5 protein-coding genes are annotated in these 26,298 nt (G+C 75.1%); all 5 read left to right on the top strand.

The window, feature by feature from the left end:
• The first annotated feature begins 218 nt into the window (after positions 1 to 218).
• The 5 genes from ABT345_RS05415 (at position 219) to ABT345_RS05395 (ending at position 26,217) form a co-directional block, all read left to right on the top strand.
• Positions 219 to 8,876, top strand: a complete 8,658-nt coding sequence (locus ABT345_RS05415; RefSeq protein WP_345082291.1) for an SDR family NAD(P)-dependent oxidoreductase — start codon at positions 219 to 221, stop codon at positions 8,874 to 8,876.
• Positions 8,873 to 13,690 (top strand): type I polyketide synthase, encoded by a 4,818-nt coding sequence (locus ABT345_RS05410; RefSeq protein ID WP_345082288.1) that lies wholly within the window; start codon positions 8,873 to 8,875, stop codon positions 13,688 to 13,690. The genes ABT345_RS05415 and ABT345_RS05410 overlap by 4 nt, the downstream gene beginning before the upstream one ends.
• Positions 13,687 to 17,031 (top strand): non-ribosomal peptide synthetase, encoded by a 3,345-nt coding sequence (locus ABT345_RS05405; RefSeq protein ID WP_345082285.1) that lies wholly within the window; start codon positions 13,687 to 13,689, stop codon positions 17,029 to 17,031. Before ABT345_RS05410 ends, ABT345_RS05405 begins: the two co-directional genes overlap by 4 nt.
• Positions 17,028 to 22,718: a type I polyketide synthase gene (locus ABT345_RS05400; protein ID WP_345082281.1), complete on the top strand. Its 5,691-nt coding sequence runs from the start codon at positions 17,028 to 17,030 to the stop codon at positions 22,716 to 22,718. The genes ABT345_RS05405 and ABT345_RS05400 overlap by 4 nt, the downstream gene beginning before the upstream one ends.
• A 136-nt stretch (positions 22,719 to 22,854) precedes the next feature.
• Positions 22,855 to 26,217 (top strand): non-ribosomal peptide synthetase, encoded by a 3,363-nt coding sequence (locus ABT345_RS05395; RefSeq protein WP_345082278.1) that lies wholly within the window; start codon positions 22,855 to 22,857, stop codon positions 26,215 to 26,217.
• The last annotated feature ends 81 nt before the right edge of the window (positions 26,218 to 26,298 follow it).

The following is a 26,298-nucleotide window of genomic DNA, read 5'->3' as shown; positions in this document are numbered from 1 at the left end:
CCGGCACTCGCTGACGGAAATTCTGGCCGGCGGTCGGTGCACGGAAATCCTGTGTGCCGGCCGTCGGTTTCTCGGTGTGTCAACCCGGTGAATGCGTCGTACAGGTAAGCCTTGTGACGGGCGCCGGATGGGAACTACAGTCCGATCGACTTCGAAGAGATCCGGCCATGAAGGGGCTGAAAGCGTTGCGAAATCTTCCGCGCACCTCCAAGAAAGCAATGGCTGGACAGGTACCGGAAAACCTCGTCGACCATTTCAGGTCGGTATTCGCCGCGCAGCCCGACGCGCGCACCTACCGCTACCTCGTGGACGGGGAGGGCGAGCCCCTCAGCCTCACCGACGCCGGCATGGACCTGCGCGCGCGGGCCATCGGCGCCGTGCTCCAGGAGCGCTTTCCGGCCGGTGCCCGGGCCCTGATCGTCTGCCCGGCGGGCCTCGACTACGTCGCCTCCTTCTTCGGCTGCCTGTACGCGGGCGCCATCGCGGTCCCCGTCTACCCGCCGGACCCGGCGTTCCTCAAGCGGACCCTGCCGCGGCTGATCGGCATCATCGAGGACGCCCGGCCCGCGGTGATCCTGGCGCCGTCCTCGATCGTCGCGATGGCCGACCGGTTCGCCGAACAGGCCCCCGCGCTGCGGGAGATCGCCTGGCTGGAGGTCGACACCCTCGACGACGCCGCGGCCGCCGACTCCTGGCGCCACCCGGATCTCACCTCGGACTCCCTCGCTTTTCTCCAGTACACCTCCGGCTCCACCAGCCGCCCGAAGGGCGTGATGGTCGGGCACGGAAATCTCATCCACAATCTGAATGCACTCAACGAGCAGTTCTTCGGGATCGCCGACGACAACCACATGGTCACGTGGCTGCCGCCCTATCACGACATGGGACTGATCGCCGGTCTGCTCGCGCCCGCCTTCGAGGGTTATCCCGTCACCTTCATGTCGCCCTTCGCCTTCCTCAAGCGCCCGTTGCGCTGGCTGGAGGCGATATCCGCGCACCGGGCCACGGTCAGCGGCGCACCGAATTTCGCGTACGAACTCTGCGTCGCCAAGAGCACCGAGGAAGAGCGGGCGGCGCTGGACCTCAGCAGCTGGCGGGTCACCCTGAACGGCGCCGAGCCGGTCCGGTTGCAGAGCATGGACCGCTTCTCCGGCGCCTTCGCCGCCGCCGGATTCCGCCGCAGCGTTTTCCTCCCGGCCTACGGACTGGCCGAAGGCACCCTCGCGGTGGCCGGTGGGGGACGCGAAGCGGAACCCGTCACCAGGGAATTGGCGAACACCGCCCTCGCCGCCGGCCAGGCCCGCGACGCGGCCCCGGGCGAGGAATCCCGCACCCTGGTCGGCGTCGGCTGGTCCATCGAGGACCAGGAGATCGCCATCGTCGATCCGCAGACCCGTCGGCGCGTTCCCGAGGGCCGGGTCGGGGAAATCTGGCTCGCCAGTCCGAGCGTGGCGCACGGTTATTGGGAGCGCCCCGAACTCTCCGCCGAGATATTCCGGGCAACCGTCGAGGACACCGGCGAGGGCCCCTTTCTGCGCACCGGCGACCTCGGATTCCTCGACGGCACCGAGCTGTTCATCAACGGCCGTATCAAGGACGTCATCATCGTCGCGGGCAAGAACCACTACCCGCAGGACATCGAGCGGGCCGTGGAGGACGTCGATCCGGCGCTGCGGGCCGGTTGCGGTGTCGCCGGCTCCCGCGAGATCGACGGCGAGGAGCGCCTGATCGTCATCCAGGAGCTCAACGGCAACCCGCCGGCGGCCGAGACCGACCGGATCATCACGGCCATCCGCGCCCGCGTCGCGCAGGAGTGCGGTCTGGAGACCCACGCCGTCGCGCTGGTGCGGCGCGGCAAGGTCCCCAAGACCTCCAGCGGCAAGCTCCAGCGCGCCGCCTGCCTCGACGCGTACGCGAGCGGCACGCTGGCCACCGTCGCCCACTGGACCCTCGCCGAGCGCGCCACCGCCCCGGCGGCCCCGGCCGCTCCGGACGCCGCCGGCGGCGTCCGGACCGTCACCTCCGCCGAGGTCGAGGAGCGGCTGAGCCGGGAACTCGCCACCCTGCTGAACATCGCCCCCGAGGCCGTCGACCGGGCGCAGCCGCTCTCCCACTACGGCCTGCGGTCGATGGACATGGTCTCCGTCATCGGCGACCTGGAGCGCTGGCTGGAGCGGAAGCTGCCCGCCACCCTCGCCTGGGAGTACCCGACCGTCGAGGCGATGGCCCGCCACCTCGGCACCGAGCCCGCCGCCCCCGTGGTCCCCGCCGAACCGGCCACCCCGGCGGCACAGGTGACGCAGGCGGCCACCGCGCCCGCGGCCACCGCGCCGGACCCCGCCGACGGACCGGCCGAGCCCGTCGCCATCGTCGGCATCGGCTGCCGCTTCCCCGGCGCCGACGGCCCGCGGGCCTTCTGGGACCTGCTCACCGAAGGCCGGGACGCGGTCCGCGAGGTGCCGGCCGACCGCTGGGACGTCGACGAGTTCTTCGACGAGGACCCCTCCGTACCGGGCCGCACCAACGCCCGCTGGGGCGGCTTCCTCGACGGCATCGACACCTTCGACCCGCAGTTCTTCGGGATCTCCCCGCAGGAAGCGGCCCGGATGGACCCGCAGCAGCGGCTGCTCGCCGAGGTCGCGTACGAGGCGCTGGAGGACGCCGGGATCCCCACCGGCAGGCTGGCCGGCTCCGACACCGGCGTCTACGTCGGCATCTCCTCCTTCGACTACGCCAACCTCCAGCTCCAGGACCTGGAGGCGATCGACGCCTACACCGGCACCGGCAGCGCGCTGAGCATCGCCGCCAACCGGCTGTCGTACCTCTTCGACCTGCGCGGCCCCAGCATGGCCGTCGACTCCGCCTGCTCCTCCTCGCTGGTCGCGGTCCTCCAGGCGTGCGCCGCCCTGCGCCGCGGCGAGTGCGAGACCGCGCTGGCCGCCGGCGTCAACGTCATCCTCGCGCCGACCTTCGCCGTCAACTTCAGCAAGGCGGGCGTGATGTCGCCCGACGGCCGCTGCAAGACCTTCGACGCGAGCGCCAACGGCTACGTCCGCTCCGAGGGCGCCGGCGTCGTCGTCCTCAAGCCGCTCAGCCGCGCCCTCGCCGACCAGGACACCGTCTACGGAGTCATCCGCGGCGGCGCGGTCAACCAGGACGGCCGCAGCAACGGCCTGATGGCCCCCAACCCGCACGCCCAGGAAGCCGTGCTGCGCGCCGCGTACGACGACGCCGGGGTCCGCCCCGAGCGGGTGCAGTACGTCGAGGCGCACGGCACCGGCACCGTCCTCGGCGACCCCATCGAGGCCAAGGCGCTCGCCGCCGTCCTCACCGCCGGACGGGACTCGGCCGAGCCGTGCCTCATCGGCTCCGTGAAGTCCAACATCGGCCACATGGAGGCCGCCGCCGGGATGGGCGGCCTCATCAAGGCGGCGCTGATGGTCCGCCACCGCACCGTCCCGCCGAGCCTGCACTACACCGAGCCCAACCCGCACATCCCCTTCGACGATCTCGCGCTGCGCGTCGCCGACAAGCTCCAGCCCTGGCCGGTCGCGGACGGGCCCGCCCTCGTCGGCGTCAGCTCGTTCGGCTTCGGCGGCACCAACGCCCACGTCGTCCTCGAAGAGGCGCCCCGGCCGGTTGCCGCGGAGCCCGCCGACGGCGCCGCGTACGCGCTGACCCTCTCCGCCCGCGACCCGCAGGCGCTCAAGGAACTCGCCGCCCGCCACGCCGACCGCCTCGGCCAAGACGGCCCGCACCCCTCGCCGCGCGCGCTGGCCTTCGCCGCCGGTGTCCGCCGCCCGCACCACGAGCACCGGCTCGCCGCCGTCGCCGCCGACACCGGCGAACTGCGCGCGCAGCTTGCGGCGTTCGTCCGCGGCGAGGAGGCCCCGGGCCTGACCGCCGGACCCCGCACGCTGGGCCACCGGCCGCGCCCGGTCTTCGTCTTCTCCGGACAGGGCGCCCGCTGGTGGCCGCTCGCCGCCGACCTGCCCACCACCGAACCGGTCTTCCGCGCCGCCCTGGAGCGCTGCGACGCTCTGCTGTCCCGGTACGTCGACTGGTCCCTGCTCACCGAACTCGGCCGCGACCAGGCCACCTCCCGGCTGCTGACCACCGACGTCGGCCAGCCCGCGCTGTGCGCCGTACAGATCTCGCTGGCCACCCTCTGGCGCTCCTGGGGCATCGAGCCCGCCGCCGTCGTCGGACACAGCGTCGGCGAGGTCGCCGCCGCCCACCTGTCCGGCGCCCTCGGCCTGGAGGACGCGCTGCGCATCGCCGTCCACCGCGGCAAGGTCATCCGCGCCGCCGTCGGCAAGGGCCGGATGGCGATGGCCGGCATCTCCCTCGACGAGGCCCGCCGCGTCCTCGACGAGCGCCGCCCCGGCGCCGTCTGGATCGCCGCCAACAACAGCCCCACCAGCACCGTCTTCTCCGGCGACGGCGCGGCCGTGGAGAAGCTCGCCCGCGACCTCACGGCCGACGGCGTCTTCTGCCGGGTCCTGGAGTCCGTCGAATTCGCCTCGCACTGCCCGCAGATGGAGCCGGTCGCCGCCGAACTCTGGCGCCTGCTGTCCGATCTGCGGCCGCGCGCCTGCGCCGTCCCCATGCTCTCCACCGTCACCGGCGAGACGGTCGACGGCACCCGCCTCGACGCGGAGTACTGGGCGAACAACCTCAGCAGCCCGGTGCTGTTCGACGGCGCGATCACCGCCCTGGCCGACGCCGGTCACGACGCGTTCGTCGAGATCTCCCCGCACCCGATGCTGGGCGACGCCGTCGCCGAACGGCTCGCCGAGGCCGCCGACGGCGACGAGCCCGCCGCGGTCGTCGTCGCCTCGCTCCGCCGCGACCGCTCCGGACGCGCCGAACTCCTCGGCGAGCTGGGCCGCCTCTACACCGCGGGCCACCCCGTCGACTGGAGCCGCGTCTACGGCACCGACGGGCCCATGACCGAGCTGCCCACCTACCCCTGGCAGCGCAGCCGCTGCTGGATCGACGAGACCCGCACCCGCCGCGCGCCCCACCGCGGCCACCCGGCCCTCCAGCACCACGTCCGCTCGGCGCTCGCGCCCCGGGCCGCGTACTGGACCGCCCGCATCGACCTCGACGGCCACCCCTACCTGAACGACCACCGCGTCGGCGGCAGCGCCGTGCTGCCCGCCAGCTTCCTGCTGGACGCCGCGCTGGCCGGCGCCCGCGAGGCGCTCGGCGACACCCGCGCCGTCGTCGAGGACGTCCACTTCGCCCGGATGACCGTGGTCCGCGAGAGCGCCGAGGACACCACCCTCCAGCTCGTGTGCGTCCCCGAGACCGCGGACACCGGCACGTTCCGCCTGTTCAGCCGCGGCGACGAGGCCGACGGACCCGGCTGGGAGCCCGCCGCCCACGGCCGCTACCGCCTGCCCGCCCGCGATGCGGCCCCCGACGGAGCCGACCCCCTGGCCGCCGCCCGCGCCCGCTGCACCACGGCCCTCGACAGCGCCGCGCACTACACCGCGCTGCGCGCTGCGGGCCTGGAGTACGGCGCCGCCTTCCAAGGCGTCGAGGAGCTGTGGAGCGGGCCCGGCGAAGCCGTCGCCCGCCTGCGCCCGCAGGCCGACCTCACGGCCGACCGCGACCCCTACCTCGTCCACCCCGCCGTCCTCGACAGCGCCCTGCAGACCCTCGCCGCCGCGGTCGGCGAGGCCGGTACCTACCTCCCGGTCGGCGCCGCGCGGTTCACCCTCACCGCCGACCGCGCCGCCCCGCGCTGGGCCCGCGCCCGCGCCGGCACCGCCACCGGCGACGGCGCCGAACTCACCGGTGCCCGCGTCGACCTGTACGGCGAGGACGGCGACCACCTCGGCACCGTCGACGGCATCGCCCTGCACCGCCTCGACGCCGACGGCCCCCGCGACGCCGTCGCCGACGCCCTGCTCGACCTGGGCTGGCACCCGGCCGAGGCCGAGCGCACCGACGCGCCCGCCGGCCGCTGGCTGCTCCTCGCCGACCAGGACGGCACCGCCGACCGCATCCGGGCCGCCGCCGAGGCGCGCGGCGACAGCTGCGTCACCGTCACGGCGGGGGAGCGGTTCCACAGGACGGACGCCACCCACTACACCCTCGACCCGGCCCGCCCCGAGGACTTCACCGCCCTCCTCGCCGACCTGCGCGATGCGGCGGCCCCGTACACCGCCGTCGTCCACGCCTGGTCCCTCGACGCGGCCGACACCGATGGCGGCGCGCTCTGGTCCGCCCGCGACGGCGGCCCCGTCGCCGCCCTCCACCTGATCCAGGCGCTCGCCGCCGAGGACGGCGCCCCGCGGCTGTTCCTGCTCACCCGCGGCGCCCAGCACACGGGCACCGGGACCGCACCGGCAGGCGCCGTCACCCAGGCCGCGCTGTGGGGCCTGGCACGGGTCGCCGGACTGGAACACGGCGAGCTGCGCCCCACCCTCATCGACCTCGACCCGGCCGGCGGCGACCTCGACGCGCTCGTGACCGAGCTGCTGCACCCGGCCGCCGACGACCAGCTCGCGCTGCGCGGCGGAGCCCGCCTCGTACCGCGCCTCGCGCCCTGGACGGCCCCGGCCGCCGCGGACCGCGCCGCCTGGCAGGAGCGGCCGTTCGCCCTCACCGGCGACGCCAACCACCGCCTCCTCGCCACCCGCCCCGGCCTCCTCGACAGCCTCGCCCCCACCCGCTGGCAGCGCACCGCGCCCGCCGAGGGCGAGATCGAGATCGCCGTCGCCGGGGCCGGACTCAACTTCAACGACGTCCTCAAGGCGATGGACATCTGCCCCGGCGTCCCCTCCGGCTCCGTCCCGCTGGGCGGCGAGTGCGCGGGCACCGTCACCGCCGTCGGCGCCGGCGTCGACCGGTTCGCCGTCGGCGACCGGGTCATGGCCGTCGCCCGCTCCAGCATGGCGGCGTACGCCACCACCGACGCGGCCCTCGCCGCCCCCAGCCCCGACGGGCTCGACGACCGGCAGGCCGCCGCGCTGCCCATCGCCTTCCTCACCGTCGTCTACGGCCTCGAATACCTCGCCCACCTCGGCAAGGGCGAGAAGGTCCTGATCCACTCCGCCACCGGCGGCGTCGGCCTCGCCGCCCTCCAGATCGCCCGCCGCAACGGCGCCGAGGTCTTCGCCACCGCCGGCACCGAGGAGAAGCGCGCCCTCCTGCGCGACCTCGGCGTCCAGCACGTCATGGACTCCCGCTCGCTGCGGTTCGCCGACGAGATCCGGGAGGCGACCGGCGGCTACGGCGTCGACGTCGTCCTCAACTCCCTCGCCGGCGAGGCGCTCGTGCGCAGCCTCGAACTGCTCGCCCCCGGCGGCCGGTTCGTCGAGATCGGCAAGCAGGACGTCTACGACAACAGCCACCTCGGCCTCGGCTTCCTCCGGAAGAACCGGGCGTTCTTCGCCGTCGACCTGGAACAGACCTTCGCCGACCGCCCGGCGCTCATCGCCGAACTCCTCGACGAGGTCACCCGCGGCTTCGCCCGGGGCGACTTCACCGCCCTGCCGGTCACCGCCCACCCGTACGCCGAGGCGCCCGCCGCCTTCGCGCACATGGCCAAGGCCCGGCACACCGGCAAGATCGTGCTGTACCCGGACGCGGAACCGCCCGCCACCGTCGCCGAACGGGCCACCGGGCCGGTGCACCCCGCCGCGACCTACCTCGTCACCGGCGGCCTCGGCGGCCTCGGCCTGGAGACCGCCCGCTACCTCGTCGCCCAGGGCGCCCGCCACCTTCTCCTGATGGGCCGCAGCGCCCCCGGCGAGGCCGCCGAACGGGCGCTCGCCGAACTCCGCGGGCAGGGCGCCGAGATCACCGTCCACACCGGCGACGTCTCCCGCGAAGCGGACGTCACCGCCGCCCTCGACCGGATCGGCCCCGACCACCCGCTCGCCGGCGTCGTCCACGCCGCCGGCGTCCTCGACGACGGCCTCCTCACCGGCCTGGACGCGGACCGCTTCCGCACCGTCGGAGCACCCAAGGCCGCCGGCGCCTGGCATCTGCACCGCGCCACCGAGGACCGGCCGCTGGACTTCTTCGTCCTCTACTCCTCGGCCGCCGCCCTCCTCGGCTCCGCGAGCCAGGCCAACTACGCCGCCGCCAACGCCTACCTGGACGGCCTCGCCCGCCACCGCACCGCCCGCGGACTGCCCGCCCTGAGCATCAGCTGGGGCCCGTGGGCCGAGGTCGGCCTCGCCGCCCGGCCCGACCGCGGCGGCGCCCTGGCCGCCCGCGGCATCGAAAGCATCCGCCCCGAGGACGGCATCGCCGCCCTCGACCGGCTGCTGCGCTCCGCCGCCACCCAGGCCTGCATGCTGCCCCTGGACCGCACCGCGCTCCGCGCCTCGGCCGACGGCGGACTGCTGCCGCCGCTGCTCACCGGGCTGCTCGACGCCCCGGACGCCGCGGCCCCGGCCGCCGGCGACGGCGAGGTCCGCCGCGCGCTCCTCGCCGTCGAACCGGGACGCCGCCGCCGCGCCGTCCTCACCGCCCACTGCCGCGGCGAAGCCGCCCGGGTGCTGGGCGTCGAGGAGGACCGCATCGACACCACCGCGCCGCTGACCAGCATGGGCTTCGACTCGCTGCTCTCCCTCGAACTGCGCAAGCGGCTGGAGAGTTCGCTGCGCACCACCCTCCCCGCCACCCTCACCTGGCGGTACCCCACCCTCGACGTCCTCGTCCCGTTCCTCGCCGAACGGATGGACATCCCCCTGGAGGCCGCACCGGACGCCGCCCGCGACAGCGCGCCGCAGCCGTCCGCCGAGCCGTCCACCGAGGACCTCGCACGGGACCTCGACGACCTCGATGACAGCGACATCGAGGCGCTCCTCCTGGCCAAGACGAAGCAGATCGACGAAGGGCGTGAAGGATGACCCCGCCGGACACCACGCAGACCTCCGCTTCCACGCTGAAGCGCGCGTACCTGACGATGGAGCGGATGCAGCGCCGGCTCGACGCCTACGAGAAGGCGGCATCCGAACCCCTCGCGATCATCGGCCTCGGCTGCCGCCTGCCCGGCGGCGCCGACGACGCCGACAGCTACTGGGAGATCCTCAAGAACGGCGTCGACGCCGTCACCGACATCCCCGCCGACCGCTGGGACAAGGACGCCTTCTTCAGCGCGGAGCCCGCACCCGGCAAGGTCTCCACCCGCGCCGGCGGCTTCCTCGACCGCATCGACCTCTTCGACCACGAGTTCTTCGGCATCTCCCGCCGCGAGGCCGTCTTCATGGACCCGCAGCAGCGGCTCACCATGGAGGTCGCCTGGGAGGCACTGGAGAACGCCGGGCAGTCCCCGGCCGCCCTGGCCGGCAGCCGCACGGGCGTGTTCATGGGCGTCTCCAGCTTCGACTTCGCCACCGAGACGCTCCACCACCCGCTGGACTTCACCGCCCACGCCAGCACCGGCTCCGCCCACAGCGTCGTCCCCGGCCGCCTCTCCTACACCCTCGACCTGCGCGGCCCCAGCGTCGCCGTCGACACCGCCTGCTCCTCCAGCCTCGTCGCCCTCCACCAGGCCGCGCAGAGCCTGCGCTCCGGCGAGTGCGACATGGCGCTCAGCGGCGGCGTCAACGCCGTCCTCTCCCCGCTGCCCAGCGTCTCCTTCTCGCAGTTCGGCCGCATGGTGTCGGTCGACGGCCGCTGCAAGGCGTTCGACGCCTCCGCCAACGGCTACGTCCGCTCCGAGGGCTGTGGCATGGTCGTCCTCAAGCGCCTGTCGGACGCCCGGCGCGACGGCGACACCGTCCTCGCGGTGCTCCGCGGCGGCGCCGTCAACCAGGACGGCCGCAGCGCCGGCGTCACCGCGCCCAACGGCTCCGCCCAGCGCGACGTGCTGCGCCGCGCCCTCGCCGCCGCCGGCGTCGCCGCCGAGGACGTCTCCCTCATCGAGGCGCACGGCACCGGCACCCGCCTCGGCGACCCCATCGAGGTCGAGGCGCTCGCCGAGGTCTACGGCCGCCCCGACGGCGCCCCCGTCTACCTCGGCTCGTCCAAGACGAACATCGGCCACCCCGAGGCCGCCGCCGGTATCGCCTCCCTCATCAAGGTGGTGCTCTCGCTGCACCGCGAGGCGATCCCCGGCACCGTCCACTTCACCCGCCTCAACCCCGACATCTCCTTCGACGGCACCACCTTCGAGGTCCCCACCGCGCTGACGCCCTGGCCCGCCGGGCGCCCCCGCCGCGTCGCCGGCGTGTCCAGCTTCGGCTTCAGCGGCACCAACGCCCACATGATCCTGGAGGCCGCGCCCGAGCAGCCCGTCCCGGACGCCGACACCCGCCGGCCCGTCCAGCTCCTCGCGCTGTCCGCGAAGAACCGCCCGGCGCTCACCGCACTCGCCGCCCGCTACCGCGACCGGCTCACCGCCGACACCCCCGACACCGCGGCCGACATCTGCCACTCCGCCAACACCGGCCGCGCCGCCTTCGCCGAACGCCTCGCCGTCACCGGCACCTCCAAGGCCGAACTCGCCGACCGGCTCGCCGCGTTCGCCGACGGCGCCGAGCTGCCCGAGGGCACCGCCACCGGCCGGGCCCGCCCCACCGACGTGGTGTTCCTCTTCACCGGCCAGGGCGTCCAGCGCATCGGCATGGCCCGCGGCCTCTACGAGAGTCAGCCCACCTTCCGCGCGGAGATGGACCGCTGCGCCGAACTCCTCCGCCCCCACCTGGAGCGCCCGCTGCTCGACGTCCTCTACCCCGAGGACGGCGACGCCACCGCGCTCAACGAGACCGGCTACGCCCAGCCCGCCGTCTTCGCCGTCGAGTACGCGCTGGCGCAGCTGTGGCGCTCCTGGGGCGTAGAGCCGGTCGCCGTGCTCGGCCACAGCTTCGGCGAGTACGTCGCCGCCTGCGTCGCCGGGGCGATGAGCCTGGAGGACGGCCTGAAGATGGCCGTCGCCCGCTCCCGGCTGATGCAGTCGCTCGCCGGCACCGGCGCGATGGCCGCCATCGCCGCCCCCGAACTGGTGGTGGCCGAGGAGATCGCCCGCCACCCCGCCGACCGGATCGCCATCGGCGCCGTCAACGGGCCCACCAGCACCACCATCTCCGGCGAGCGGGAGATCGTCGAAGCGGTCTGCCAGGCCTTCACCGACCGCGGCGTCCGCGCCAAGCCGCTGCACATCACGACCTCCTCGCACTCCCCGCTCGTCGACCCGATCCTCCCGGAGCTGCACCGCGCCGCCTCCGAGGTCACCTTCTCCGCGCCCCGCATCCCGCTGATCTCCAACGTCGACGGCAAGCTGTGGTCGTGGGAGGACGCCCCGGACGCCGACTACTGGTGCCGCCACGCCCGCCGCCCGGTCCGCTTCGCCACCGGCATCGCCACCCTGCTCGGCATGGGCTACCGCAACTTCATCGAGGTCGGCCCGGCCCCCACCCTGCTCGGCCTGGTGAACGACATGCTCCCGCCCGACCACGACGGGCTGCTGCTGCCGAGCCTGCGCCCGCAGCAGGACGACTGGCAGGTGCTGCTGGGCTCCGTAGCCGAACTCCACGCGCACGGCGGCGACCTGGACTGGCGCGGCTTCGACGCCGACTACACCCGCACCAAGGTCGCCGTCCCCACCTACCCCTTCCAGCGCGTCCCCTGCCTGCGCACCTCCCGCCACACCCCCGGCTCCGACACCGCCTGGCAGGACGCCGCGGCCCTCACCGACGGCGCCGCCGACGGCCACGAGGACGCCCACCCCGACGAGGACCTGCTGCACCGCCTCGCCTGGCACCCCGTCGACGCCCCGGCCACCGACGGCCCCGCGGAGGCGGCGGCCCGCACCTGGCTGGTGCTCGCCGACACCACCGGCGTCGGCGACGCCCTCACCGCCGCCCTCACCGCGCGCGGCACCCGCGCCGTCCGCGTCCGCCCCGGTGACGCCTACGCCTACGACGGCGGCGCCGAGGCCACCGTCCGCCGCGGTGAACCGGCCGACCTCACCCGCCTCCTGACACAAGCGGCGGACGGCGACGGCGCCGAGGTGGTCCACCTCTGGAGCCTGGACGCGCCCGCCGACCCCGGCACCGGCGCGGAACTGCTCGCCGCCGAGGACGCCGCCTGCATGAGCGCCGTGCGCGCCGCCCAGGCACTGACCCGCGCGGCCGGCGACACCGCCGCCCGCCTCTGGCTGGTCACCCGCGGCGCCGTCGCGCCCGCGGAGCCCGAGCCGGTCGCCGTGCTGCCCGCGACCCTCTGGGGCCTGGGCCGGTCCGTCCAGCAGGAGCACGCCGCGATCTGGGGCGGCCTCATCGACCTCGACCCGGCAGGCGACGCCGCCGACGCCGCCGCCCGCCTGGCCGACGCCGTCACCCACCGCGACACCGAGGACCAGCTCGCGCTGCGCGGCGAGACCCGCTACGCCGCCCGGCTGGTCCGCGAGGACGCCGACGCGCTGCCCCTGAGCGGCATCACCTGGCGCCGCGACGCCGCCTACCTCGTCACCGGCGGTCTCGGCGGCCTCGGCCTCGCCGTCGCCCGCTCGCTGGCCGCCGCCGGCGCCCGCCATCTGATCCTCGCCGGCCGCACCCCGCTGCCGCCGCGCGAGACCTGGGCCACGCTGGACGCCGCCGACCCGGCCGCCGCGCGCGTGGCCGCCGTCCGCGAGCTGGAGGCCCTCGGCGCCGGCGTCCGCACCGAGGCGCTGGACGTCGCCGACGAGGCCGCGCTGACCGCCTTCCTGACCCGCTACGACGGCGAGGGCCGCCCGCCGATCCGCGGCATCGTGCACGCCGCCGGCGTCGGCGACGTCATCCCGCTGCCCGAACTCGAACCGGACGCCCTCGCCTGGCACCTGCGGCCCAAGGCCCTCGGCGCCTGGCATCTGCACCGCGCCTTCGCCGACCGCGAGCTGGACTTCTTCACCCTCTTCTCCTCCACCAGCGCCGTCCTCGGCTCGCCGTTCTTCGCCGCGTACGCCGCCGCCAACGCCTTCCTCGACGCCCTCGCCCACCACCGCCGCGCCCAGGGCACACCGGCCCTCAGCATCAACTGGGGCATCTGGCAGGACGTCGGCATGGCCGCCCGGGAGGCCGACGTGACCCCCGGCGTCAGCCGCGGCATGGAGACTCTGCGGCCCGCCCAGGCGCTGCGGGTGCTGCACCGGCTGCTCGCCCACGACGCCCCGCAGATCGCCGTCGCCCCCGTCGACTGGGCCGACTGGGGCCGCCGCTACCGCGAGGTCTCCGGCTCGTCGCTGCTGGCCGAACTGGTCGACGGCGGCGGCCAGGTGCCCGCCGCCCGGGCCACCGCCCGCCGCAACCGGCTGCGCATCACCCGCGACGAACTGCTCGCGCTCCGCTCCCGCGAGCGCCGCGCCCCGCTCACCGAGGCGCTGCTCGCCGGAGTCACCGCCACCCTCGACACCTCCGCCGACCGGCTCGGCCCCGACCAGCCGCTCATCGACCTCGGTGTCGACTCCCTCATGGCCGTCGAGCTGAAGAACGCCGTCGAAGGCGGCCTCGGCGTCTCCCTGCCGATCTCCGCCTTCCTGGAGGGCGGCACCGTCAGCAGCCTCGCCGACCTGATCCTCAAGGAGCTGGAGTCCGGGGCCGACGGCGCCGCGGGAGCGGGCGCGGGCGCCATCCGCCGCGTCGACCGCGCCGGCGACGTCGCCTCCCGCCTCCTCGCCCAGCTCGCCGACCTCCCCGACGACCAGGCGCGTGCCGCCCTGGAGGGGGACGAGCAGCGATGACCGACCTCGACGCGACCCTCGCCGCGCTCTCCCCGGAGAAACGCGCCCTCTTCGAGAAACTCCTCGCCGAACAGGGAGTCGAGACGGAGGCCGACACCACGTTTCCGCTCTCCGTCACCCAGCAGGGCATGTGGTTCCTCGAACAACTGCGCCCGCACAACCCCGCCTACGTCATCCCCGCCGCCCTCCGGCTGCGCGGCCGCCTCGACGCCGCGGTGCTGCGCGCCGCCCTCAACGACGTCGTCGCCCGCCACGAGGCGCTGCGCACCGTCTTCCCGCTGCGCGACGGCCGCCCCGTCCAACTCGTCCGCGACCGCCTCACCCTCGACCTGCCCGAGACCGACCTGAGCGACGCTCCGCCCGCCGGCGCCGCGCTGGAGCGGCACATCACCGCGGCGCTCGCCGACCCCTTCGACCTCGCCGAAGGGCCGCTGCTCCGCTTCCGGCTGCTGCGCCTGGGCCCCGACGACCACGTCCTCGCGCTGGCCCTGCACCACCTCGTCGCCGACGGCTGGTCGGTCGGCATCCTCGTCTCCGAACTCTCCGCCCACTACGCGGCCCGGACCACGGGCCGCCCGGCCGACCTGCCCGAACTCGACGTCCAGTACGGCGACTTCGCCACCTGGCAACAGCAGGACCTGCGCGAACGCGACCTCTCCGACGGCCTCGCGTACTGGCGCGGCCACCTGGCCGGCGCACCGCGCTCCCTGGACCTCGCCACCGACCGGCCCCGCCCCGCCGTCCAGGGCTTCAACGGCGCCTCCGTCCCCTTCGCCCTGCCCGCCTCCGTCATGCGGGCCCTGACCGCCCTCGCCAAGGAGCACCGCGCCACCACCTACACGGCGCTGCTGGCCGCCTTCCACGTCCTGCTGCACCGCTACGGCAACCAGGACGACGTGGTGGTCGGCGTGCCGACCGCGGGCCGTGCCCGCCGCGAGGTGGAGCCGCTGATCGGCTTCTTCGTCAACACCCTGCCGGTCCGTGCCCACCTCGGCGGCGGCCCCTCCTTCCACGACGTCCTGGAGCGGGTGCGCGACGCCTGCTTCGGCGCCTACGCCCACCAGGACATCCCGTTCGAGAAGGTCGTCGAGGACCTGCGCCCGCCGCGCGACCTGAGCCGCCCGCCGGTCTTCCAGGTCAGCCTCTCCTACCAGAGCGACCCGCTGCCCGCCCTCACCCTGGACGGGCTGCGCATCACCCGCGTCCCGCTCGCCGCCCAGGGCGCCCGCTTCGACCTGGAGCTGCAGTTCTTCGCCGAGGGCGACCGGCTCGCCGGCTGGTTCGAGTACGACCGGGACCTCTTCGACGAGCCGACCGTCGTCCGCATGGCCGACGCCTTCCGGTGGCTGATCGAGGGAATCACCGCCGACCCCGCGGCCCCCGTCGACACCCTTCCGCTCCTCGACGACGACGCGCGCGAGCGCACCCTCGCCCTCGGCCACGGGCCCGACGCCGAGTGGCCCGGCCACGGCTGGATCCACCAGGACGTCGAGGAACGCGTGCGGCAGACGCCGGACGCCGAGGCGGTGCGCTTCGAGGGCACCTCGCTGACCTACCGGGAACTCAACGCCCGCGCCAACCGCCTCGCCCACCACCTCATCGGCCTCGGCGTCGGCCGGGACGTCCTCGTCGGCGTCGCCATGGAACGCTCGTTGGACCTGGTCACCGCCCTGCTCGCGGTCCTCAAGGCGGGCGGCGCCTACGTACCGCTCGATCCGGGGCTGCCCGCCGACCGGCTCGCCGACATGCTCGACGACGCGGCGACCCCGGTGCTGCTCACCCACCGCGCCGTCCTCGACGCCCTGCCGCCGCTGCCCGCCGGGTCCCGCGCGCTCTGCCTCGACGAGGCGGCCGACGCGCTGGCCGCCGCACCGGACCACGACCCGGACGTGCCGGTCGGCGGCGAGGACCTCGCGTACGTCATCTACACCTCCGGCTCCACCGGCCGCCCCAAGGGCGTCATGAACGTCCACGCGGCGATCCGCAACCGCCTGCTGTGGATGCAGGACGCCTACGGACTGGACGCCACCGACCGCGTCCTGCAGAAGACGCCGTTCTCCTTCGACGTGTCGGTGTGGGAGTTCTTCTGGCCGCTGATGACCGGCGCCACCCTCGTCGTCGCCCGCCCCGAGGGCCACAAGGACGCCCGCTACCTCGCCGCCACCGTCCGCGCCGAGGCCGTCACCACCGTCCACTTCGTCCCCTCGATGCTCCAGCTGTTCCTGACCGAACCGGACGCCGCCCGCTGCACCGGACTGCGCCGCGTCGTCTGCTCCGGCGAGGCCCTGCCCGCCGAGCTGAGGGACCGCTTCCTCGCCGCCCTCGACGCCGATCTGCACAACCTCTACGGCCCGACCGAGGCGGCCGTCGACGTCACCGCCTGGACCTGCCGCCGCGAGGAGAGCGGCCCCGTCCCCATCGGCCACGCCATCGCCAACACCCGGATGTACGTCCTCGACCGCCATCTGCGGCCGGTCCCCGCGGGCGTCCCCGGCGAACTCCACATCGGCGGCCGCAACCTGGCCCGCGGCTACCTGAACCGTCCCGAGCTGACCGAGGAACGCTTCGTCCCCGACCCGTTCGCCACCGCACCCGGCGCCCGCCTCTACAAGACCGGCGACCTCGCCCGCCACCGCGCCGACGGCGCCCTGGAGTTCCTCGGCCGCCTCGACCACCAGGTCAAGATCCGCGGCCTGCGCATCGAACTCGGCGAGATCGAGGCCCGCCTCGCCGCCCACCCGCGGGTCCGCGAGGCCGTCGTCACCGCCCGCGAACACGCCCCCGGCGACGTACGGCTGACCGCCTACCTCACCGCCGACGGCACCGCCCCGCAGACCGGCGACCTCCTCACCCACCTCAAGGAGTACCTGCCGGCCCACATGGTGCCCGCGGCGTTCCTCGTCCTGCCGGCGCTGCCGCTCACCCCCAACGGCAAGACCGACCGCGCGGCGCTCCCCGAACCCGACACCGACCGCCCCGACCTCGCGACGTCCTACGTCGCCCCGGACACGGGCCTGGAGGACACCCTCGCCGCCCTGTGGCGCGAGGCGCTCGGCGTCGAACGGGTCGGCGTGCACGACAACTTCTTCGACCTCGGCGGCCACTCGCTGCTGCTGGCCGAGGTCCGCGGCAAGATCGCCGACCGGCTCGGCACCGACCTGACGATGGTCGAACTCTTCCAGTACCCCACGGTCGGCTCGCTGGCCCGGTACCTCGACGGCCCCATGTCCTTTGGTGGCACCGCCCTCGACGCGCAGCGCCGCGCCGAGAGCCGCCGCCAGTCCCACAACCGGCGCCGGCAAGCGGCCGACCGCCGGTCGCGCTCACGGAACGGTAGGTGACCCCAGTGCCGGACACTCCGGACGAGACGAACCAGGTGGCGATCATCGGGATGGCCGGGCGGTTCCCCGGCGCGCCCGACGTCGACGCCTTCTGGCAGCACCTGGCCGCGGGCCGCGAGACCGTCTCCGCCCTCACCGACGAGGAACTGCTCGCCTCCGGCGTCACCCCCGAGGAGCTGGACGGGGACCACTACGTCAAGGCCAAGGGCGTGCTGGAGGACGGCGACCGCTTCGACGCCGCCTTCTTCGGCTACAGCCCCCGCGAGGCCGAACTCATGGACCCCCAGCACCGGGTGTTCCTCGAATGCGCCTGGCAGGCCCTGGAGTCCGCCGGTATCGACCCGGCCACCGCCGGCGGCCGCATCGGCGTCTTCGGCGGCGCCAGCCTCAACTCGTACCTCCTCTTCAACATCCTCCAAAACCGCCGGTACTTCGAGGCCACCGGCATCTACCGCACCCTCCTCGCCTCCGACAAGGACTTCCTGGCCACCCGCGTGGCCTACAAGTTCGACCTCACCGGCCCGGCGGTCACCGTGCAGACCGCCTGCTCCACCTCGCTCACCGCCGTCCACCTCGCCTGCCAGAGCCTCCTCAACGGCGAGTGCGACATCGCGCTGGCCGGCGGCGTCTCCGTCTCCGCGCCCCTCAAGAGCGGCCATGTCCACGAGCCCGGCGGCATCCTCTCCGCCGACGGCCACTGCCGCCCCTTCGACGCGGCCGCCGGCGGCACCGTCCCGGGCAACGGCGCCGGTCTCGTCGTGCTGCGCCGCCTCGCCGACGCGCAGGGCGCGGGCGACCGCATCGACGCCGTCATCCGCGGCACCGCCGTCAACAACGACGGCGCCCTCAAGGCCGGTTACACCGCGCCCAGCGTCGAGGGCCAGGCCGAGGTCATCGCCGAGGCCCTCGCCGTCGCCGACGTCGATCCGGCCACCGTCGGCTACGTCGAGACCCACGGCACCGGCACCGCGCTCGGCGACCCCATCGAGATCGCCGCCCTCACGCGCGCCTACCGCGAACACACCGACGCCACCGGTTACTGCACCCTCGGCGCGGTCAAGTCCAACGTCGGCCACCTCGACGCCGCCGCCGGCATCACCGCGCTCATCAAGGCCACCCTGGCCCTGCGCCACGAGGCGATCCCCGCCACCGCCCACTTCTCCGCCCCCAACCCCGAACTCGACCTGGACAAGAGCCCCTTCCGGGTCAGCGGAGACCTCACCCCCTGGCCGCGCGGCGACGAGCCCCGCCGGGCCGGGGTCAGCGCGTTCGGCATCGGCGGCACCAACGTCCACGTCGTCCTGGAGGAGGCCCCGCCCGCGCCCGCCGCGCCGCCGGCCGCCCCGGCGGGCGCGCCCCGGCTGCTGCCGCTGTCCGCCGCCTCCCCGCAGGCCCTCGCCGACAACGCCGCCCGCCTCGCCGACCACCTCGAAGCCCACCCGGACACCGGCCTCGACGCCCTCGCCCACACCCTCACCCACCGCCGCCGCGCCTTCGGCCACCGCGCCGCCGTGGTCGGCGCCACCGCCGCCGAGGCCGCCGCCGCACTGCGCGCCCTCACCCCGGCCGACGCCGTAGCCGCCCCCGAGCGGCCCGCGCCCGTCGCGTTCCTCTTCCCCGGCCAGGGCTCCCAGTACGTCGCCATGGCCCGCGGCCTCCACGACAGCGAACCGGCCTTCGCCGCCGAACTCGACCGCTGCGCCGAACTGTTCACCCCGCACCTCGGCACCGACCTGCGCACCGTCCTCTTCGCCCCGGACGCCGAGGCCGCGGACGCCGCCGCGCGGCTGGAGCGCACCGCCCTGACCCAGCCGGTCCTCTTCAGCGTCGAGTACGCCCTCGCCCGCCTCTGGAACGCCTGGGGCGTCACCCCCAAGGCGATGGTCGGCCACAGCATCGGCGAGTTCGCCGCCGCCTGCCTGGCCGGGGTCCTCTCGCTGGAGGACGCCGTCCGCCTCGTCGCGGCCCGCGGCGCCCTCGTCGAGGCCATGGAGCCCGGCGCGATGCTCAGCGTCTTCCTCTCCGAGGAGCAGACCCTCGCCCGGATCGCCGGGGACGACGCGCTCTGCCTGGCCGCCGCCAACTCCAGCGAGCTGAGCGTGGTCAGCGGCCCCGAGGACGCGATCGAGCGGCTGCGGACCGCGCTGACCGCCGACGGCGTCGCCTGCCGCCGCCTGCACACCTCGCACGCCTTCCACTCGCCGAGCATGGACGGCGCGATCGACCCGTTCGTCGACGAGGTCCGCAAGGTCGCCCTCCACCCGCCGCGCATCCCCTACCTCTCCAACGTCACCGGCACCTGGATCACCGACGCCGAGGCCACCGACCCCGCCTACTGGGGCGCCCACCTGCGCCGCCCGGTCCGCTTCGCCGACGCGCTGGACGTCCTCCTCGCCGACCCCGACCTCGTCCTCCTGGAGGTCGGCCCGGGCCAGACGCTCGGCAACTTCGTACGGCAGCACCGCGCCTTCCGCGAGGGCCGCACCGTCCGCGGTTCGCTGCGCCACCCCAACGAGCCGGCCGACGACCGCGCCCACCTCCTCGCCGGACTCGGCGCCCTGTGGAGCGCCGGCGTCCCCGCCGCCCGGCCGTCCGCCACCGCACCGGGGGACCGCCCGCCGCTGCCCCTGCCGCCCTACGCCTTCGCCCGCGACCGCTACTGGGTCGAGCCCGACCAGGCACCCGCCCCGGCCGACCGGCCGGGCGCCACCGCGCCGACCTCGCTCGACGACTGGTTCCACACCCCCGGCTGGACCCGCCTCGCCCCGGACGCCGCCCGCCCGCCGCAGGACAGCGACGCGGTCTGGGCCGTCCTCGGCACCGATCTGCCGCTCGGCCGCGACCTGGCGCGGCGCCTCGGCGACGACGGCGCCCGCGTGATCGGCGTCGCCGCCGGCCGCGGGCTCCACCACGACGGCGACTCCTGGGCCCTCGACCCGGCCGACCGCGACCACTTCGCCGAGCTGCTCACCGCGCTCGACGCGACCGGCGCCGCCCGGCTGCGCCTGGTCCACGTCTGGAGCACCGGCTGCGGTCCCGACGGCCCCCTGGACGAGGCCCGCCTGGGCCGTGCCCGCCGCGCCGGCTTCGACAGCCTCCTCGCCCTGGGCGGCGCCCTCGCCGACCGGCGCGGGGCCGCCCCCGTCACCCTCGACACCGTCTGCCGCGGCGTGCACGCGGTCACCGGCGACGAGGCGCTCCAGCCCGAACACGCCCTGCTGCTCGGCGCGAGCACCGTCCTCCCGCAGGAGATCACCGGCGTCAGCTGCCGCACCCTGGACGTCACCGGCACCGACCCGCACGGCCCGGCCGACCCGGCGCTGCGCGCCCTCATGGAGCTGCTGCGCCGCCCGACCGACGCCCGCGACCTCGCGCTGCGCGGCACCCACTGGTGGGCCCGCGGCTTCGACGCCGTTCCCCTGACCGCCCCCGAGGCCGCCCCGCAGCCGCCCGCCCGCCTCCGCGACAACGGCGTCTACCTGCTCACCGGCGGCCTCGGCGGCATCGCCCTCGCCCTCGCCGACCACCTGGCGCAGAGCGTCCGCAACCCCGCCATCGGCCTGCTGACCCGCTCGGAGTTTCCCGCCGAGGAGACCTGGGACGACCACGTCGCCGCCCACGGCCCGCAGGACCCCACCTCCGTCCGCATCGGCCGGCTGCGCCGCCTTCAAGAGGCCGGCGCCCGCGTCGTGGTGCTGCGCGCCGACGTCACCGACGAGGCCGCGACCGCCACCGCCGTCGCCGCGCTCCGCGACCGCCACGGTCCGCTGAACGGCCTGGTGCACGCCGCCGGAGTGCCCTCCCGCGGCATGGTCATGAACAAGACCGGTGCCGACGCCGACGCGGTCCTCGCCGCCAAGACCCGCGGGACCCTCGTCCTGGACCGGGTCTGCGCCGCCGACCCGCTCGACTTCGTCCTGCTCTGCTCCTCGCTCACCGCCGTCCTCGGCGGCCCCGGCCAGAGCGACTACGCCGCCGCCAACGCCTTCCTCGACGCCTACGCCCAGCACAAGCGGGCCGAGGGCACCACCGCCGTCGTCTCCGTCGGCTGGGACACCTGGCGCGGCGTCGGCATGGCCGCCGGACTCGCCGAGCAGCTCGGCGGCGGGCCCGGGGGAGAGCCGACCGGGCAGCCGCTGCTCCAGCGCCTGCTGGAGACCACCGACACCGGCCGCACCCACCTCACCACCCTGACCACCGCCGGCAGCTGGATCGTCGACGACCACCGGATCATGGGCCAGGGCCTCGTCCCCGGCACCACCTACCTCGAACTGGTCCGCGCCGCCGTCGCCGAACAGGCCGCCGGCCGCGTCATCGAGCTGCAGGACGTGCTGTTCGCACTGCCCGTCATCGTCCCCGACGGCCAGAGCCGCGACCTCTACACCACCGTCGAGGAGCGCGACGGCGCCACCCGCTTCACCGTCCGCAGCCGCACCACCGAGCCCGGCGGCGACGGCTGGCAGACCCACGCCGTCGGCACCGTCGCCTTCCACGACCGCACCGAGACCCCGGTCCGCGACCTCGACGCGCTCCGCCGCGACCTGGCCGGGGCCCGCACCGTCACCGACCAGGACGAGCTGAAGCGGCTGTTCAAGCTCGACCTGATGGAACAGGGCGGCCGCATCGACTTCACCCTCGGCCCGCGCTGGCGCTGCCTGAAGGGCGTGCACGTCGGCGACGGCCGGCTGCTGGTCGAACTCCGCCTCGACGACGCCTTCCTGGCCGACCTCGACGGCTACCCGCTGCACCCGGCGCTGCTCGACGTCGCCGGGGTCTCCGCCCGCATCCAGATGGCGGACGGCTACTACCTGCCCTTCACCTACCGCAGCCTGGAGATCGCCGCCCCGCTCACCGCCGCCCTCACCTGCGACGTCACCCTCAAGGGCTCACCCGATGGCGGCTCCACCCTCACCTGCGACATCGACATCCTCGGCCCGGCCGGCGAACTCCTCGTCCGCATCGGGGACTTCACCCTCAAGCGCATCAACGACGTCGACGGGATGATCGCGCAGATCGAACGCGCCGTCGGCGAGCAGAGCGGCCCCGGCGCCACGGAACCGGCCGCCGCCCCCACGACGCTCCAACTGCTGGGCGAGGGCATCTCCGAGGCCGACGGCCGCGTCGCGTTCGCCCGTATCCTCTCGGCGGCGGACGGGCCCGGCCTGCCCGCACACCTCGTCGTCACCCACCACGACCTCGACGAGGTGCGCCGCCTCGCCGCCGCCCTCACCCCCGAGACCCTCGCCCGGGAGAGCGCGGCCCTCGCCCCGCTCGCCGGCACCCACCCGCGCCCCGACCTCGACATCCCGTACGTCGCACCGGCCACCGAGGACGAACGGGCGGTCGCCGCGGTCTGGCAGGAGGTCCTCGGCGTCGACCGGGCCGGGGTCAACGACCCGTTCTTCGCCCTCGGCGGGCACTCGCTCGCCGCCGTCCAGATCGGCACCAAACTCCAGAGCCACTTCGGTACCGAACTCGACCTGCGGGCCTTCTTCGACGACCCGACGATCGCCCGCACCGTCACCCTCCTCACCGCCGCGCCCGCCGCCGCCGACACCATCGAGGCGCTCAGCCGCGACGACGACCAACTGCCCGACGCCGACCGGCTCGACGACCTCAGCGACGCCGAGGTCGAGGCGGAACTCGCCCGGCTGCTCGCCGAGGAGACGGACGAGGACCGCAGCTGAACCGCGGCCGGTGCCGGGGCGTGTCCGCAAGGCCCCGCCTGCCGCGCGACACGCCCCGCGCCCGGCACCGGCCGACCTCCGAGAGCCTGCCGCCGCACCCGCCGCCCCACCTCTACGACACAAGGATGATGCGCCCGTGAGCACCACCGATCTGGGAAGCCTGTCGCCGGCCGAGAAGCGCGCCCTGCTCGCCGAGCGGCTACGCGGCCGCCGGAAGGAGCGCCGCTTCCCCGCGTCGTTCGCACAGTCGCGCATGTGGTTCCTGGAGCAGCTGACCCCCGGCAACGCGGCGTACAGCATCCCCGGCGCGATGCGGGTCCACGGGCGGCTCGACCTCGACGTGTGGCGGCGCTGCGCCCGCGAACTGGTCCGCCGCCACGAGGCGCTGCGCACCACCTTCGAGGCGGCCGACGGCGCACCGGTGCAGGTCATCGCCCCGGACGGCGAGCCCGAGATCACCGTGGCGAACTGCCCGCAGCTGCGCGGCGACGGCCCCGAGCAGCACGCCGAGATCGTCGCCCTGGCCCGCGAGGAGTTCGCCCGCCCCTTCGACCTGGCCACCGGCCCGCTGCTGCGCTTCCGCTTCCTGCGCCTCGCCGACGACGAGCACATCCTGCTGATGACGCTCCACCACATCGCCGGCGACCTGTGGTCCACCTCCGTCGCCTTCGGCGAACTCATCGCCCTCTACGGCGCCTGGACCACCGGCGCCGAACCGGACCTCGCGCCGCTGCCGATCCAGTACGCCGACTACACCCTCTGGCAGCGCAAGCGGCTCACCGGCGAGGCCACCGCCGCCGACCTCGCGTACTGGCGGGAGACGCTGCGCGGCGCCCCGCCGATGCTGGAGCTGCCGACCGACCGGCCGCGCCCGGCCGTCCAGTCCACCCGCGGCGGCTCGGTCCCCTTCCGGCTGCCCGCCGCCGCGGCGAGCGCGCTGCGCGAGGCGAGCGGCCGGGCGGGCGGCACCCCGTTCATGGGCATGCTCGCCGCCTTCGACGTCCTGCTGCACCGCTACAGCCGCGAGGAGGACCTGGTCGTCGGCGTGCCCGTCGCCAACCGCACCCGGCCCGAGGTCGAGGGGCTCATCGGCCTCTTCGTCAACATGGTCGCGCTGCGCGCCGACGTCTCCGGCAACCCCACCTTCCTCGAACTGATCGGCCGGGTGCGCGAGTCGGCGCTCGGCGCCTTCGCCCACCAGGAGCTGCCGTTCGAGCGGCTGGTGGAGGAGCTGCACCCGCAGCGCGACCTCTCCCGCCCGCCGGTCTTCCAGGTCTCCTTCATCTACCAGAACATCACGCTGCCCGACTTCGGCAGTGTCGGCCTGCGCATGGAGCCCGTCGAGGTCCCCGGCGCCGCCGCCCGCTTCGACCTCACCCTGGAGGTCTTCGAGGGCCCCGACGGCCTCAGCGGCTCCCTGGAGTACAACAGCGACCTCTTCGACGAGGCGACCGTCCGGCGGATGGCCGGCCACCTCACCGAACTCACCACCGCCCTCGCCGCCGCCCCCGAGGCGCCCATCGGCGACGCCGCGATGCTCACCCCCGCCGAGGAGGCCGCGCTGCGGGCCGCCGGCAACGACACCGCCCGCGACCGCTCCGCCGACCTGCCCGTCCCGGACCGCATCGCCGCCCGCGCCGCCCACGCCCCCGACGCCGAGGCGGTCCGCACCGCCGACGGCGCCCACACCCTCACCTACGGCGAACTGGACCGCCGCGCCAACCAACTCGCCCGCGTGCTGCGCGCCAAGGGCGTCGGCCGGGACGTGCTGGTCGGCCTGTGCGTCGAGCGCACCCCCCGGATGCTGATCGCGATGCTCGCCGTCCTCAAGGCGGGCGGCGCCTACGTCCCCCTGGACCCCGGCTTCCCCGCCGACCGCATCGCCTTCACCCTCCAGGACTCCGGCCTCGCCCTCCTGCTGACCGAACGCGCCGTCCTCACCGCCCTCACCGCCGAGACCGCACTGCCCGTGGCGGAGACCCTCTGCCTCGACGAGGCCGACGGCCTGCTCGACGCCGAGTCCACCCAGCCGCCCGCCACCGGCCCGATCGGCGGCGACGACCTCGCCTACGTCATCTACACCTCGGGCTCCACCGGCCGCCCCAAGGGCGTGCAGATCCCGCACTCCGCGCTCGGCAACTTCCTCGCGGCGATGGGGGAGCGGCCCGGTCTCGCCGAGGGCGACCTGCTCTGCGCCGTCACCACCCTCGCGTTCGACATCTCGATGCTGGAGCTGCTGCTGCCGCTGACCGCGGGCGCCCGGGTGCTGCTCGCCGACCGCGGGACCGCCGCCGACGGCGCCCGCCTCGCCGCCGCCCTCACCGCGTCCGGCGCCACCGTCATGCAGGCCACCCCCTCGACCTGGCGGATGCTCCTCGACGCCGGCTGGCACCCCGCCGACGGCTTCCGGATCCTGGCCGGCGGCGAGGCGCTGCCGCAGGAACTCGCCGACCGGCTGGTGGCGACCGGCGCCGAGGTGTGGAACATGTACGGCCCGACCGAGACGACGATCTGGTCGTCCGTCGCCCGCGTCGGCGACGGCCCCGTCACCCTCGGCACGCCCATCGCCAACACCCAGCTGCACGTCCTCGACGCACACGGCCGCCTCGCCGCCCCCGGCGTCCCCGGCGAGCTGTGCATCGGCGGCGCCGGACTCGCCCGCGGCTACCTCGGCCGCCCCGAACTCACCGCCGAACGCTTCGTCCCGCACCCCTTCCCGACCGCCCCCGACGAGCGGCTCTACCGCACCGGCGACCTCGTCCGCCGCACCCAGGGCGGCGCGATCGAATTCCTCGGCCGCCTCGACCACCAGGTCAAACTCCGCGGCTACCGCATCGAACTCGGCGAGATCGAGACCGTGCTGGAGGCCCAGGACTCCGTCGAGCAGGCCGTCGTCACCGTCCGCGAGGACACCGCGGGCGACCAGCGGCTGACCGCCTACGTCGTCCTCGCCCCGGACACCGACGGCGAAGGAACGGACGCCGCGGCCCGCCTCGCGTCCCTCGTCCCGCGGCTGCGCACCGCGCTCGGCGTGCCGCTGCCCGACTACATGATCCCCACCGCCTACGTCGCCCTCGACGCGCTGCCGCTGACGCCCAACGGCAAGATCGACCGGAAGGCGCTGCCCGCCCCCGACACCCGGCGCTCCGGCGACGACTACACGGCGCCCCGCACGCCCGTCGAGGAGGTCATCGCCGGGATCTGGGCCGAGGCGCTCGGTCTCGACCGGGTCGGCGTCACCGACGACTTCTTCGCTTTGGGCGGCCACTCGCTGCTCTCCACCCGCATCGTCGCCCGGCTCCGCGACACCTTCCAGGCGGACGTCCCGCTGCACCGCGTCTTCCGCGAGCCGACCGTCGCCGGGCTCGCCGAGGTCCTGCTCCAGGAGGGCGGCGACCGCGCCGTCATCGAGAAGACCGCCGCCCTCCTGATCCGCCTGGCCGAACTCAGCGACGACCAGGTGGAAGCGGCCCTCGGCGACCCCGGGAGCCCGGCATGACCGGCCCGGACCGCCCCGGCCCGCTACCCGCCGGCGCCGCGCCGCAGCACCCACCGCACCGCCCGCTCACCACCGCACGAA

This window comes from Streptomyces sp. NPDC000404, from assembly GCF_040300365.1.
Lineage (GTDB): Bacteria > Actinomycetota > Actinomycetes > Streptomycetales > Streptomycetaceae > Streptomyces > Streptomyces ramulosus.
The sequence above is the reverse complement of the archived record's forward strand: the minus strand, read 5'-3'. Positions and strand labels throughout refer to the sequence as shown.